Source organism: Paracoccaceae bacterium Fryx2 (assembly GCA_032334235.1).
In the GTDB taxonomy this organism is placed as follows: Bacteria; Pseudomonadota; Alphaproteobacteria; order Rhodobacterales; family Rhodobacteraceae; genus JAVSGI01.
In genome coordinates this window covers 394,511-408,765 of record JAVSGI010000005.1, presented here as the reverse complement: position 1 = coordinate 408,765, position 14,255 = coordinate 394,511, and the positions used below count along the sequence as shown (strand labels likewise).

15 protein-coding genes are annotated in these 14,255 nt (G+C 66.3%); 1 reads left to right on the top strand and 14 read right to left on the bottom strand.

Features of this window, described 5'->3' with window-relative positions; translation table 11 throughout:
• Positions 1-3: 3 nt before the first annotated feature.
• The 12 genes from gph to RNZ50_11175 form a co-directional block, all read right to left on the bottom strand.
• The gene (gph, locus tag RNZ50_11230) at positions 4-654 is read right to left on the bottom strand and encodes a phosphoglycolate phosphatase (GenBank protein MDT8855575.1); all 651 of its coding nucleotides are present in this window, start codon (positions 652-654) and stop codon (positions 4-6) included.
• Entirely contained in the window at positions 654-1,205 is a 552-nt protein-coding gene (locus RNZ50_11225) for a thioredoxin family protein (protein MDT8855574.1), read from the bottom strand. Before RNZ50_11225 ends, gph begins: the two co-directional genes overlap by 1 nt.
• Positions 1,206-1,207: 2 nt before the next feature.
• Positions 1,208-1,903: an HAD family hydrolase gene (locus tag RNZ50_11220; GenBank protein MDT8855573.1), complete on the bottom strand. Its 696-nt coding sequence runs from the start codon at positions 1,901-1,903 to the stop codon at positions 1,208-1,210.
• Entirely contained in the window at positions 1,896-2,588 is a 693-nt protein-coding gene (gene rpe / locus RNZ50_11215; protein MDT8855572.1) for a ribulose-phosphate 3-epimerase, read from the bottom strand. The genes RNZ50_11220 and rpe overlap by 8 nt, the downstream gene beginning before the upstream one ends.
• 19 nt (positions 2,589-2,607) lie before the next feature.
• Entirely contained in the window at positions 2,608-3,516 is a 909-nt protein-coding gene (gene cbbX, locus RNZ50_11210; protein MDT8855571.1) for a CbbX protein, read from the bottom strand.
• An 88-nt stretch (positions 3,517-3,604) separates the two neighbouring features.
• Positions 3,605-3,991 (bottom strand): ribulose bisphosphate carboxylase small subunit, encoded by a 387-nt coding sequence (locus tag RNZ50_11205; GenBank protein ID MDT8855570.1) that lies wholly within the window; start codon positions 3,989-3,991, stop codon positions 3,605-3,607.
• Positions 3,992-4,002: 11 nt separating this feature from the next.
• Positions 4,003-5,466, bottom strand: a complete 1,464-nt coding sequence (locus RNZ50_11200; GenBank protein ID MDT8855569.1) for a form I ribulose bisphosphate carboxylase large subunit — start codon at positions 5,464-5,466, stop codon at positions 4,003-4,005.
• A gap of 15 nt (positions 5,467-5,481) precedes the next feature.
• Positions 5,482-6,561: a class II fructose-bisphosphate aldolase gene (gene fba / locus RNZ50_11195; protein MDT8855568.1), complete on the bottom strand. Its 1,080-nt coding sequence runs from the start codon at positions 6,559-6,561 to the stop codon at positions 5,482-5,484.
• A 12-nt stretch (positions 6,562-6,573) separates the two neighbouring features.
• Positions 6,574-7,575, bottom strand: coding sequence for a type I glyceraldehyde-3-phosphate dehydrogenase (gene gap, locus RNZ50_11190; GenBank protein MDT8855567.1), 1,002 nt, complete (start codon positions 7,573-7,575; stop codon positions 6,574-6,576).
• Positions 7,576-7,580: 5 nt separating this feature from the next.
• Positions 7,581-9,557, bottom strand: coding sequence for a transketolase (gene tkt / locus RNZ50_11185; GenBank protein ID MDT8855566.1), 1,977 nt, complete (start codon positions 9,555-9,557; stop codon positions 7,581-7,583).
• 10 nt (positions 9,558-9,567) lie between these two features.
• Positions 9,568-10,440, bottom strand: coding sequence for a phosphoribulokinase (locus RNZ50_11180; protein ID MDT8855565.1), 873 nt, complete (start codon positions 10,438-10,440; stop codon positions 9,568-9,570).
• Positions 10,441-10,443: 3 nt separating this feature from the next.
• Positions 10,444-11,391: a class 1 fructose-bisphosphatase gene (locus RNZ50_11175; GenBank protein MDT8855564.1), complete on the bottom strand. Its 948-nt coding sequence runs from the start codon at positions 11,389-11,391 to the stop codon at positions 10,444-10,446.
• Between the two features lie 155 nt (positions 11,392-11,546).
• Between RNZ50_11175 and RNZ50_11170 the strand changes: the two genes are divergently transcribed.
• Positions 11,547-12,473: a LysR family transcriptional regulator gene (locus RNZ50_11170; GenBank protein MDT8855563.1), complete on the top strand. Its 927-nt coding sequence runs from the start codon at positions 11,547-11,549 to the stop codon at positions 12,471-12,473.
• 3 nt (positions 12,474-12,476) lie between these two features.
• On the opposite strand, the gene RNZ50_11165 is transcribed toward RNZ50_11170, so the two are convergent.
• Together RNZ50_11165 and RNZ50_11160 are read right to left on the bottom strand one after the other, a co-directional pair.
• Entirely contained in the window at positions 12,477-12,635 is a 159-nt protein-coding gene (locus RNZ50_11165) for a hypothetical protein (protein MDT8855562.1), read from the bottom strand.
• 102 nt (positions 12,636-12,737) lie between these two features.
• Positions 12,738-14,255 (bottom strand): tripartite tricarboxylate transporter permease, encoded by a 1,518-nt coding sequence (locus RNZ50_11160; GenBank protein MDT8855561.1) that lies wholly within the window; start codon positions 14,253-14,255, stop codon positions 12,738-12,740.

Below are 14,255 nucleotides of genomic sequence, written 5' to 3'. Positions count from 1 at the left end.
CCGCTACAGCAGCCGCGCCACGATCGCGGGCAGGTCGTCGAAATGCGAGAAGGCCGCCTGATGCGGCAGGTCCGCCACCGGCGTCTTGCGATAGCCCTCGGTGTAAAGCGCAAAAGGCAGCCTTGCGTTCACCGCAGTTTCAGCATCGACCTCGCTGTCACCGACATAGACCGCAGGCCCCCCCCCCAGGGCCGCAAGCGTGGCGTGCAGCGGTGCCGGGTCGGGCTTGCGCTGTGCCAGACTGTCGCCGCCGAACACCGCCCCGAAGCTGTCGAGCATCCCAAGATGGCGCAGCACCGCCCGGGTCGGCGCCAGCGGCTTGTTGGTGCAGACTCCCAGCCGGTGGCCCGCACCCGCCAGCTCTGCCAGCGCCTGCCGCACGCCGGGATAGACCAGCGTCAGCCCGACCGCATCTTCATACCCGGCCGTGAAGCTTGCCACCATCGGCGCGTAGCGCGGCCCTGCCGGGTCTTCGCCCGAAGCCTCCAGCAGGCGCTGCACCAGATGCGGCACGCCCTTGCCGATGAAACTGCGCACCTGCGGCAGGGTCAGCGCGGCAAAGCCTTCTTCGGCCAGCACCCGGTTCGAGGCGGCATGGATGTCGGGGGCCGAATCGATCAGCGTGCCGTCGAGATCGAAGATCACCACCGCCATCAGGCGTCCTTCCACTTGATCGAACAGCCCATCGAGGCCACCTGGTCGCGCGGCCCCTGCCCGGTTTCGGCCACCTGCAGCATCGCCTCCAGCAGCTCGCGCCGTGCCCCTGGCACCGCCACCTTCCCCGAGGCATCCAGCCGCCCGCGATATTGCAAATCACCCTGCGCGTTGAAGCCGAAGAAGTCCGGCGTGCAGGCCGCCCCCCAGTCGCGCGCCACCTGCTGGCTTTCGTCGTAAAGATAGGGGAACGGGAAATCGTGCAGCAGCGCAAGGTCGCGCAGCGGGCCGGGGCCGTCCTGCGGATAGGCCGCGATGTCGTTGGACGATATCGCCGCCACCCCGATGCCCGCCGCCTGCAGGTCGCGCGCGTCGCGCACGATCCGGTCCAGCACCGCCTGCACATAGGGGCAATGGTTGCAGATGAACATCACCAGCAGGCCCCTGGGGCCCATGACCTGATCCAGGCTCCAGGTCCGGCCGTCGGTGCCCGCAAGGGTGAAGCCCGGCGCCTTCCAGCCGAAATCGCAGACGGGGGGAGTTTCGGCCATGGTCAAGCTCCTTGGGGCAGCCGCGCGGTGATCCCCGCCAGCCCGCCCAGTTCGGTGAAACAGGGCATGACTGCCGCAGCACCAGTGAAATCCTCTGCCACAGTATAGACACCGGGCGACACCAGACAAGGCAAGCCCGCCGCCAGCGCCGCCCGCAACCCGTTGCGCGAATCCTCCAGCGCCACGGCACGCTGGGGCGCGACCCCCAGCCGCTGCAACGCCAGCAGGTAGACATCGGGCGCGGGCTTCTTCGCCGCCACCATGTCGCCAGCGGCGATCACGTCGAACACCCGCCCCGCCGCCTGCCCGAACACCGCCCGGCACAGCGCATCGACGTTTTCCGGGCTGGTGGTGGTGGCCACGGCCAGCTTGAGCCCCGCCACCCGCGCCCCGGCGATCAGCTCCGCGATGCCGGGGCGCAATGCCATCGCCCCCCCGGCCATCAGCGCGACATAGCGCGCGGTCTTGTCGGCATGAAGTGCAGCCAGCGGCAGCGCGCCCAAGTCGCCGCCCTGCTCGGTGACATACCGCGCCATCCGTTCCTTGCCCCCGGTGGTGGTCAGCAGCGCGGTGTAATCGTCCCGGCTCCAGTGCCACCCCAGCCCCGCCGCCGCGAAGGTCTCGTTGAACGCACGGCGGTGCAGTTCTTCGGTCTCGGCCAGCGTGCCGTCCACATCGAAGATCAGCGCCTCAAGCAAGTGCCGCTTCCGCCGCCGCCCGGATCGCCCGGATGTTCGCCCCGTAGGGCGCAGGGTCGGCGACCGAGCCGCCCTTGAACACCGCCGACCCCGCCACCAGCACATCCGCCCCCGCCGCCGCCACCAGCGGCGCGGTTTCCGGCGTCACGCCGCCGTCGATCTCGATATGGATCGGACGGTCACCGATCATCGCGCGCAAGGAGCGCACCTTCTCGATCTGGCTCATGATGAACTTCTGCCCGCCGAAGCCGGGGTTCACCGTCATGATGCAGAACAGGTCCACCATGTCCAAGAGATGCGCCACCGCGTCGATGCCGGTGCCGGGGTTGATCGCCAGCCCCGCCTTGCAGCCCGCGCCGCGGATCGCCTGCAAGGTGCGGTGGATGTGCGGCCCCGCCTCCAGATGCGCCGAGATCACGTCGGCCCCGGCGCGTGCGAAGGCCTCGATATAGGGGTCGACCGGCGCGATCATCAGATGCACGTCCATCACGCCCTTGATGTGCGGCCGGATCGCGGCGCAGGTCGCCGGGCCGAAGGTGATGTTGGGCACGAAATGCCCGTCCATCACGTCGACGTGCACCCAGTCGCAGCCCTGCGCCTCGATGGCCTCGCATTCCAGCCCGAAATTGGCGAAGTCGGCCGACAGGATCGAGGGCGCGATCTTGATGGCCCGGTTGAAGGTCATGTCTCGGTTGAAGGTCATGTCAGTCTCCCTTGCGCTCGCTGTCCAGGCCGCCCCGGAACACGCGACTGGCGCGGATGTCGGATTCCTCGATCGTCGACAGGGCCGCCGCGTCGAGCGGCCCCGCATCGGCGCTGAACAGCCGGTTCGCCTGCCGCAGCCGCGCCCGGTCCAGCGCGTTGCGGATCGAGCGGGCGTTGGCGAAATGCGGCTGGCCCCGGCGCAGCCCGATGTATTCCGCCAGCGCGGCCTTGGCCCCCGGCGTGAAGGTGTAGTTCTGGTCGGCCAGCATGTGCTCGGCGATCTGCTCCAGCTCGTCGCCGGTATAGTCGGGAAACTCGATGTGATGCGCAATGCGCGACCGGAAGCCGGGGTTGGATTCAAAGAACTTGTCCATCCGGTCGGCATAGCCCGCCAGGATCACCACCAGGTCGTCGCGGTTGTTCTCCATGATCTGCAACAGGATCTCGATCGCCTCCTGCCCGTAGTCCCGTTCGTTGTCGGGGCGATACAGGTAATAGGCCTCGTCGATGAACAACACCCCGCCCATCGCCTTCTTCAGCACGTCCTTGGTCTTGGGCGCGGTGTGGCCGATGTATTGCCCGACCAGATCATCCCGCGTCACGCTGACCAGATGCCCCTTGCGCACATAGCCCAGCCGATGCAGCAGCCCCGCCATCTTCAGCGCGACCGTGGTCTTGCCGGTGCCCGGATTGCCGGTGAAGCTCATGTGCAGCGTCGGCGTCTCGTGCGCCAGCCCCAGCGTCCTGCGCGCCTTGTCCACCAGCAGCAGCGCCGCCGTCTCGCGGATGCGCTGCTTGACCGGGGCCAGCCCGATCATCTCGCGGTCCAGCTCCTCCAGCACCTCGCGCACGCCCGAGTTTTCATACTCGGCCCGCAGGTCCACGGTGATCGGCGCGGCATCCGTCATGGCAACCTCATTTTCCTGCATTCTCATTGGTCCAAATACCCTCGGGGGGTCCGGGGGGCAGACAGCCCCCCGGCCTTTCCGCCGGAGCTCAGCCGGTGATCGAGGTATAGCGGATCGCGCGCCCGTCCACCTCGGTCCGCATCAGGCGGAACTTCGTTTCGTTTTCCGGCCGGTTGACGATGAAACTCATCGTAACCGATTCCACCGCCCGGGTGTTGTCGAAGGCGTTGATGCGGATATAGGCGTCGCCATGGGCCTTGCGGCAGTCGGCCAGTTCCATCAGCACGCCCTTGGCGTCCTGCAGGTCGAACATCGGGTGGCCCCACATCTCCCAGAAGATGTTGCGCGGATGCGGGTCATAGGAATATTCGACCCCGATCGCCCAGCCCTTGCGCAGGCAGTATTCCACCTGGGTGGTGATCTGGTCGTCGGTCAGGTCGGGCAGGAAGGAAAAGCAGCCCTGGGTGATACGCATGGTATGTCTCCTCACATGCTGACGGACGGCATCGGGGTGAAGTCCGATGTGTCGGTGGAGGTGTAGTTGAAGGTGATCGAGCCCCAGACATCCAGCGCGGCCTCCAGCGGCTTGCACCACTTGGCGGCAGAGCGCAGGATCTCCGGCCCCTCGACCGCGATGTTGCGGCCCTCGTTGCGGGCAAACACCATGGCTTCCAGTGCCACGCGGTTGGCCTGCGCCCCGGCCTGGATGCCCATCGGGTGCCCGATGGTGCCGCCGCCGAACTGCAGCACCACGTCGTCGCCGAACAGGTCGAGCAACTGGTGCATCTGGCCCGCATGGATGCCGCCGGATGCCACCGGCATGACCTTCAGCATGTCGCCCCAGTCCTGCTCGAAGAAGATGCCGCGCGGCAGGTCGACGAGGTTCTTCTGTTCGCGCAGCACGTTGTAATAGCCCTGCACGGTCATCGGGTCGCCTTCCAGCTTGCCCACCGCGGTGCCCGCGTGCAGGTGGTCCACCCCTGCCAGACGCAGCCACTTGGCGATGACGCGGAAGGAGATCCCGTGGTTCTTCTGGCGCGTGTAGGTGCCGTGGCCTGCGCGGTGCATGTGCAGGATCATGTCGTTGTTGCGGCACCATTCCGAAATCGACTGGATCGCGGTCCAGCCCACGATCAGGTCAACCATCACGATGACCGAACCAAGCTGCTTGGCGAACTCTGCCCGGCGATACATCTCCTCCATCGTGCCGGCGGTGATGTTGAGGTAGTGGCCCTTCACCTCGCCGGTCTGGGCGGAGGCCAGGTTCACCGCCTCCATCACGTAAAGGAACCGGTCGCGGTAATGCATGAAGGGCTGCGAGTTGATGTTCTCGTCGTCCTTCATGAAGTCGAGCCCGCCCTTCAGGCCCTCATAGACCACCCGGCCGTAGTTCTTGCCCGAAAGCCCCAGCTTCGGCTTGGTGGTGGCGCCCAGCAGCGGCTTGCCGAACTTGTCCAGCCGTTCGCGTTCCACGATGATGCCGGTCGAGGGGCCCTTGTAGGTCTTGATGTAGGCCACCGGGAAGCGCATGTCCTCCAGCCGGGCCGCCTTCAGCGGCTTGAAGCTGAACACGTTGCCGATGATCGAGGCGGTCAGGTTGGCGATGCTGCCCGGTTCGAACAGGATCAGGTCATAGGCGATGTAGACGAAATACTGCCCCGGCGTGCCCGGCACCGGATCGACCCGGTAGGCCTTGCCGCGATACTGGTCGCAGGCCGTCAGACGGTCGGTCCAGACCACGGTCCAGGTCGCGGTCGAAGACTCGCCCGCCACGGCGGCGGCGGCCTCGATCGGGTCCACGCCTTCCTGCGGCGTGATGCGGAACAGCGCGAGGATGTCGGTATCCTTCGGCTCGTAATCGGCATCCCAGTAGCCCATCTGGGCGTATTTCAGCACGCCCGACTTGTATCGGGCCTTGCCCTTGATTTCCGTCTTTGCGTCGTCAGCCATTTGCACGTCTCCCTTTCATGCAGCCTGCGCGGCGGAAACCGCAGGATTGAGCGCCCCGCTCGCGTAGCGTTTCGCCATGTCATCCATCGGAATGACCTTGATCTTGCTGGCATTCCCTGCCGTTCCGAAAGCCTCCAGACGCATCCGGCACAGATCGCGCATCGCGTCCATGGCGGGTTTGAGGAACTTGCGGGGGTCGAACTCCTTCGGGTTCTGCATCGCGATGCGGCGGAACTGGCCGGTCATCGCCATGCGGCAGTCGGTGTCGATGTTGACCTTGCGCACGCCCATCTTGATGCCGCGCACGATTTCCTCGACCGGGACCCCGAAGGTCTGCGGCATGGCACCGCCGAATTCGTTGATGATGTCCTGCAATTCCTGCGGCACCGAGGACGAGCCGTGCATCACCAGATGGGTGTTGGGCAGTTTCTTGTGGATCGCCTCGATCACGCCCATGGCAAGGATCTCGCCATCGGGCTTGCGCGAGAACTTGTAGGCGCCGTGGCTGGTGCCGCAGGCGATTGCCAGGGCATCGACCTTGGTGCGGGTCACGAAATCCACCGCCTGATCGGGGTCGGTCAGCAGCTGGCTGTGGTCAAGCTTGCCTTCGGCGCCGTGGCCGTCCTCGGCCTCGCCCTCGCCGGTCTCAAGGCTGCCCAGCACGCCCAGTTCGCCCTCGACCGACGCGCCCACCCAATGCGCCATCGACGCGACGCGCTCGGTGATCTCGACGTTGTAGTCATAGCTTGCGGGGGTCTTGGCATCGCCCATCAGGCTGCCGTCCATCATGACCGACGTGAAGCCATGCTTCACCGCCGACATGCAGGTGGCCTCGTCGTTGCCGTGGTCCTGGTGCATGCACAGCGGAATGTCGGGATAGATCGCCGCCAGCGCCTCGATCATCTTCGCCAGCATGATGTCGTTGGCGTAGGACCGCGCCCCGCGCGACGCCTGGATGATCACCGGCGCGTCGACGGCCTTCGCCGCCTCCATGATCGCCAGGCCCTGTTCCATGTTGTTGATGTTGAAGGCGGGCACGCCATAGGAATGCTCTGCCGCGTGGTCAAGAAGTTGTCTCAGCGTTATCAGTGCCATAGCGGCCTCCGTTCAGATCAGTTTGCCCATCGCGACGGCGGTATCCGCCATGCGGTTGGAAAAGCCCCATTCGTTGTCGTACCAGCTCAGAATCCGCACCATCGTGCCGTCCATCACCTTGGTCTGGTCCATGTGGAAGACCGAGGAATGTGGGTCGTGGTTGAAATCGGTGCTGACGTTGGGCTGGTCGGTGTAGCCCAGAACGCCCGCCATCGGCCCGTCAGCAGCGGCGCGGATCGCGGCGTTGACCTCTTCCACGCTGGTGGCGCGGCTGGCCTCGAACACCAGATCGACCACCGAGACGTTGGGCGTCGGCACCCGGATCGCCACGCCATCCAGCTTGCCCTTCAACTCCGGCAGCACCAGACCCACGGCCTTGGCGGCACCCGTGGAGGTCGGGATCATGCTCAGCGCGGCGGCACGGCCACGATACAGATCCTTGTGCATGGTATCCAGCGTCGGCTGGTCGCCGGTATAGCTGTGGATCGTGGTCATGAAGCCGCGTTTGATGCCGATGGCGTCGTGCAGCGCCTTGGCGACCGGCGACAGGCAGTTGGTGGTGCAGGAGGCGTTCGAAACCACCAGATCGGCGGCGGTCAGCGTGTCGTGGTTGACCCCGAACACGATGGTCTTGTCGGCATTGTCGGCCGGGGCCGACACCAGCACGCGTTTTGAGCCATTCGCCAGATGGAAGGCGGCCTTGTCGCGGGCGGTGAAGATGCCGGTGCATTCCATCGCGATGTCGACATCATCCCACGGCAGGTCCTTCGGGTCGCGGATCGCGGTGACGCGGATCGGCCCGCGCCCGGCGTCGATCCAGTCCGCCCCGGTGGTCACGGTGCCGGGAAAGCGGCCGTGCACCGAGTCGAAGCGCAAAAGGTGGGCGTTGGTTTCCACCGGCCCCAGATCGTTGATCGCGATCACCTCGATGTCGGTGCGACCGGATTCGATGATGGCGCGCAGCACGTTCCGACCGATGCGGCCAAAGCCGTTGATGGCAACTTTCACAGTCATTCGGGTTACTTCCTCGTCAGTTTCCGGGCCAGTTCTGTGACAGCCTCGGCGGTGATGTTGAAATGCTTGTAAAGCGCGGGGGCCGGGGCCGAGGCGCCAAAGCCGGTCATGCCGACAAAGCCATCGGTATGGCGCAAGAGCGTGTCCCAGCCCTGGCGGATGGCGGCCTCGATGCCGATGCGCGGCGCCTCGCCCAGCACGTCGGCGCGGTAGGGGTCGGGCTGCTGCGCGAAAGCCTCGAAACAGGGGGCCGAAACCACCGACGCCATGATGCCCGCCTCGGCCAGCGCGTCGGCGGCTGAAAGGGCAATCTCGATCTCCGAGCCGGTGGCGATCAGCGTCACGTCACGGTCGGCCTGCCAGCGCAGGGTGTAGGCGCCCTTGGCCGTCATGTTCTCGGTCACGTCGCTGCGCACCAGCGGCAGGTTCTGCCGCGACAGCACCAGCAGCGTCGGCGTGCAGGTCGAGGCCATCGCCATTTCCCAGGCCTCGGCGGTTTCGACCACGTCGCAGGGGCGGACGACGTTCAGGTTCGGGATCGCCCGCAGGCTTGCCAGATGTTCGACCGGCTGGTGCGTCGGGCCGTCCTCGCCCAGACCGATGCTGTCATGCGTCATGACATAGGTCACCGGCACCCCCATCAGCGCCGCAAGGCGGATCGCGGGGCGGCAATAGTCGGCAAAGGCCATGAACGTGCCGCCATAGGGCTTGAACAGCCCGTGCAGTGCTATGCCGTTCATTGCCGCTGCCATGCCGTGCTCGCGGATGCCGTAGTGGATGTAGGTGCCGGAATAATCGGCCTTGGTCACCGATTTCATCCCCTTGGACCGGGTCAGGTTCGATCCGGTCAGGTCGGCCGAGCCGCCCACCGTGAAGGGCAGCGCCGCGTTCACCACGCCCAGCGCCATTTCGCTGGCCTTGCGCGTGGCGACCTTGGGCTTGTCGACCAGCAACTGCGCCTTGTAGGCGGCCATCGCCGTGGTCAGCGCCGACACGTCGCCCGCCAGCGCGGTTTCGAAGGCCGCGCGCGACGGCGAGGCGGCAAGGGATTTGGCCCATGCCTTGCGCGCCTCGGCACCACGCGCGGCCACTTTTCCCCAGGCCGCATAGACCGACGCGGGGATCTCGAACGGTGCATGTTCCCAGGCGAGGAAGGCGCGGGCGGCGGCAATCTCGGCGTCGCCCAGCGGTGCGCCGTGAACGTCGTGGCTGCCCTGCTTGTTGGGCGCGCCGAAGCCGATCACCGTGCGGCAGGCGATCAGGCTGGGGCGCGGGTCGGCGCGGGCTTCCTCGATGGCGTCTGCCACCTCTTGCGGGGTGTGACCGTCCACCGCCAGCACATGCCAGCCAGAGGCGGCAAAGCGGGCAAGCTGGTCGGTCGAGGTCGAAAGCTCGGTGTCGCCGTCGATGGTGATCCTGTTGTCGTCCCACATCACGATCAGGCGGCCAAGGCCAAGATGCCCCGCCAGATCAATCGCTTCGTGGCTGATGCCTTCCATCAGGCAGCCGTCGCCTGCGATGACGTAGGTGTAGTGATCGATCAGGTCGGGGTAACGCGCCGCGGCCATCCGTTCGGCCAGAGCCATGCCGACCGCGGTGGCGATGCCCTGCCCCAGCGGGCCGGTGGTGACTTCGATCCCCATGGCGTGACCATATTCGGGGTGGCCTGCGGTGCGGCTGCCGAGTTGCCGGAAGGCGCGGAGCTGGTCCATCCCCATGTCGGAATAGCCGAGCAGGTGGTTCAGCGCATAGATCAGCATCGAGCCATGCCCGGCCGACAGCACGAAGCGGTCGCGGTTGGGCCAGTCATGCGCCGCGGGGTCAAGCGTGAGGAAGCGGTTGAACAGCACCGTCGCCACGTCAGCCATGCCCATCGGCATCCCCGGATGGCCGGAGTTCGCCTTCTGCACCGCATCCATCGCCAGCGCGCGGATGGCGTTTGCCATCATGCGCTCGTCGGCGGGGGGAAGTCCTGCGTTCATGTCACCCTCCTCAGGCGCGCTTGCTGTCGCGGACCAGCCGCTCGATCAACGGGGTCAGGATCAGCTGCATCGCCAGGTCAAGCTTGTTGCCCGGCACGACGATCGAGTTTGCCCGGCTCATCCACGACCCGTTGATCATGTTGGTCAGGTAGGGGAAATCGATGCCGCGCGGCTCGCGGAACCGGATCACGACCAGGCTTTCGTCGGCGGTGGGGATCCAGCGCGCCACGAACGGGTTCGAGGTATCGACCACCGGCACGCGCTGGAAGTTGATGTCGGTCTTGGTGAACTGCGGGGTGATGCAGTGCACATAGGCGTGCATCCGGCGCAGGATGACATCGGTCACCGCCTCGGTGGAATATCCGCGCTGCGCCCGGTCGCGGTGGATCTTCTGGATCCATTCGAGGTTGATCACAGGAACCACGCCGATCTTGAGGTCGACCAGTTTCGCCATGTTGACCTCGTCATTGACCACCGACCCGTGCAGCCCTTCGTAGAACAGCAGGTCCGAGCCATCCTCGAACGGCGCCCATTCGGTGAAATGGCCGGGAGGCACGCCATATTTCTCGGATTCGGCGGCGTCGTGGACATAGTGGCGGCTGCGGCCCTTGCCGGTTTCGCCATATTCGCGGAACACCCGCTCCAGCTCGCCCAGCTCGTTGGCCTCATACGAGAAATGCGAGAAGGTCGGGTCGCCCGCCGCGTAGCGTGCATCCAGTTCGCGCTTCATGTCGGCGCGGTTGTAGCGATGGAAGGCGTCGCCCTCGATCGACACGGCGTTGATCCTCTCGCGGCGGAAGATCTGGTCGAACGTGTGCTTCACGGTCGAGGTGCCCGCCCCCGACGACCCGGTAACCGAAATGATGGGGTGTTTCTTGCTCATATGTCAGCTCCGGAACAGGCCACGTTTGCCGAACAGGGCAGATGTCTCGTGGTCGGGAAGATCGTGATAGGCGGCGATGCGGGCAACCTTCGACGCAGAGCCGAAGATGAAGGGCGTGCGTCCGTGCAGCTTTTCCGGCACGGCCTTGAGGATCGGGTCGGTGCCGTCGGTCGCCCCGCCCCCGCCTTGGGTGATGACGAAGGCAATCGGCGCGCATTCGTAGACCAGCCGCAGGCGGCCGTGTTCATACCCCTTGCGGTTGTCGCGCGGATACAGGAACACGCCGCCGCGCGTCAGGATGCGGTGGGTTTCGGCCACCAGCGAGGCGACCCAGCGCATGTTGAAGTTGCGCCCGCGCGGCCCTTCGGCCCCGGCCACGCAATCATCGACATAGGCGCGGATCGGCGACGGCCAGTGCCGGTAGTTCGAGGCGTTGATGGCGAATTCAGTCGACTCGTCCGGCACCCTGATGTCGCGTTCCACCAGCACCCATTCCTGCTCGCGCGGGTCGAGCACGTATTTCAGCACCCCCGCGCCGAATGTCACCACCAGCGCGACCTGCGGCCCGTAGATCACATAGCCGCCCGCCAGCAATTCGGTGCCGGGCCGCAGGAAGCTGGACTCGGGGCCGTCGGCCACGGGGTAGATTGCGAAGATCGTGCCGATCGACACGTTGGCGTTGATGTTGGACGACCCGTCGAGCGGGTCGATCGCCAGCGCCAGCGTGCCCGCCGGGTTCAGTTCGACAACCGTTTCCTGTTCTTCCGAGGCGTAGTAGCGCACACCGGTATCGGCCAGCGCCAGCCGGTAGGCGTCGTCGGCGATCACGTCGAGCGCCTTCTGGCCGTCGCCGTCGGAGTTGACGCCCATGGCCCCCGAAAGGTCCTCGTCGATGCCGCCGCGTGCGATACGCATGGCGACCTCTGCAGAAATGCCTGCAATCCGGCACATCACGGTATAGAGTTGTTCGGGTATGCCCGCGACCGGCAGAGCCGTGTCTTCGTGCTGCACGTTGTAACCTCCCATGCATCAGCTTGGCGGCACACTTGCGGGAATCGGTCTTAAATGAAATTTAATAGTTCTGAAATTGCATTCAGGATAATCTAATGATCCGACTAGACACCCTGACCCTGAAACAGTTGCGCAGCCTGACGGCGATTGCCGAAACCGGTTCCCTTACGGCAGCGGCGGAACGGCTGGGGCTGACCCCGCCGGCAATCCATAGCCAGATCAAGAACTTGGAGGCTGCCTTTCAGCGCGTTCTGCTGCAGCGCAGCGCCGATTCAGCAGGCTCCGGCCTGACGCTGGACGGGCTGGCGGTGCTGACGGCAGCGCGGCGGATCGATGTCATTTTGTCGCAATGTGCCGAGCAGATCCAGGCGCTGTCAGAGGGCAAGGTGGGTCAGGTGACGCTGGGCGTGGTCTCGACCGCGCGCTATTTCGCGCCGCGCCTCGTGCGGAGGCTGGGCGAGATATGCCCCGACATCAAGATCACGCTGCGGGTCGGCAACCGGGAATCGGTGATCGACGGCCTGGCGCGCCATGGCGTCGATCTGGCGATCATGGGGCGGCCGCCGCGGGTGCCTGCGGTTCATGCCACCCAGCTTGGCCCCCACCCGCACGGCATCGTGGCGCCGCCCGACCACCCGCTGGCGTCACGGCGGGCCGTCGCCGCATCGGATCTGCTGGCGCAGACCTTCCTCGCGCGCGAGGAAGGTTCGGGCACGCGCATCCTGATGGCGCGCTATCTGGACCGGCTGGGGGATGGGCAGGCGGTGACCCTGACCGAGATGGGCTCGAACGAGACCATCAAGCAGTCGGTGATCGCGGGGCTCGGCATCGCCTTCATGTCGCTGCACACCGTCACCGACGAGCTGGCCTTCGGCCGCCTCGTGCAACTGGATGCGCCCGGCCTGCCGGTGGTGCGCAACTGGTTTCTGGTGCAGCCCGCCGACCTGACGCTTGGCCCCGCGGCACAGCGCCTGCACCGCGAGATCGTGGCGATGGGCGGCAGCTACCTGCCGGTGGTGTGAGGCTTACAGCCGGACGCTGAAATCGGTGATGCCCAGCCGGGCAAGGTCGACCGCCTGCGGGCGGTGGTGCGACCGGATGCTGGCAGAAACCGCGACCGATGCGGTCAGCAAGTCGAGACATTCGGCCAGAATGGAAAGCGGGCGGGAAAGAACGGCGTGCATTGTAAGCCTCGGGTTGCGCCACGGCTGTGACCCAACCAACGTGGCCTTCCTTGCACGCCGCCACAACGCGGAACCCCGCATTCCCGCCATGCAGCGGGTGCATCAGTCCTCGTCGCCCGCGATCTGGCGCAGCACCTGTCCCCGCCCCCGGGCACGCAGCACCAGCGGCACGATCAGCGCCAGCGCCGCCAGCGCCAGCATCGAGGCCGCGATGGGCGAGGCGACCAGCGTCGTCACGTCGCCCTGCGCGATGGCCAGCGCCCGGCGCAACTGCTGTTCGGCCATCGGCCCCAGGATCAGCCCCACCACGATCGGCGCGATGGGATAGCCGTAAAGCCGCATCATGTAGCCCAGCACGCCGAAGATCAGCAGCATCCCCAGTTCGACCGACGACGGGTTGGCGCCAATGGTGCCCAGCGTGGCAAAGGTCAGGATGCCCGCGTATAGCCAGGGGCGCGGGATGGTCAACAGCTTCACCCACAGCCCGATCAGCGGCAGGTTCAGCACCAGCAGCATCACGTTGGCGATCAGCAGGCTGGCAATCAGCCCCCAGACCAGAGTCGGGTTGGTGGCAAACAGCAGCGGTCCCGGTTGCAGCCCGAACTGCTGGAACCCCGCGAGCATGATCGCCGCCGTGGCCGTGGTGGGCAGGCCCAGCGTCAGCAGCGGCACCAGCGTGCCGGCCGCAGCGGCGTTGTTTGCGGCCTCGGGCCCGGCGACGCCCTCGATGGCGCCGTGGCCAAACTGCTCGGGGTGGTTCGACGCCCGCTTTTCGGTGGCATAGGACAGGAAGCTGGCAATGTCGGCGCCGCCAGCAGGCATCGCCCCGATGGGAAAGCCGATGGCGGTGCCGCGCAGCCAGGGCTTCCACGACCGCCCCCAGTCGGCCCGGCTCATCCAGATCGAGCCTTTCACCGCCAGAACCTTGTCATCGACCCCCGGCCCCTGCGCCACGACGAACAGCGCCTCGCCCACCGCGAACATTGCGACGGCCAGCGTGGTGACCTCGATCCCGTCCAGCAGTTGCGGCACGCCGAACGACAGGCGCGCCTGCCCGGTCAGGCTGTCGATGCCGATGCAGGCCAGCGCCAGCCCCAGAAACAATGAGGTCAGCCCGCGCAAGGTGCTGTCACCGAAGGCCGAAGACACCGTGACGAAGGCCAGCACCATCAGCGCGAAATACTCGCGCGGCCCGAACACCAGCGCCAGCTTGACGACATGGGGCGCCAGAAAGGCCAGCAGCAGCGTGGCGATCAGCCCCGCGACGAAAGACCCGATGGCCGCCGTTGCCAGTGCAGGCCCGCCGCGCCCGGCGCGGGCCATCTTGTTGCCCTCCAGCGCGGTGACGATCGAGGCACTTTCCCCCGGCGTGTTGAGCAGGATCGAGGTGGTCGAGCCGCCATACATCCCGCCGTAGTAGATGCCCGCGAACATGATCAGCGACCCCGCCGGGTCAAGCCCGTAGGTCACCGGCAACAGCAGCGCCACCGTCAGCGCGGGCCCGATGCCGGGCAGCACGCCGACAGCGGTGCCCAGCAGAACCCCGATCAGCGCATAAAGCAGGATCACCGGGTCGGTCGCGACCGTCAGGCCCTGCAGCAGGAAGTCGAACGTGCTCAT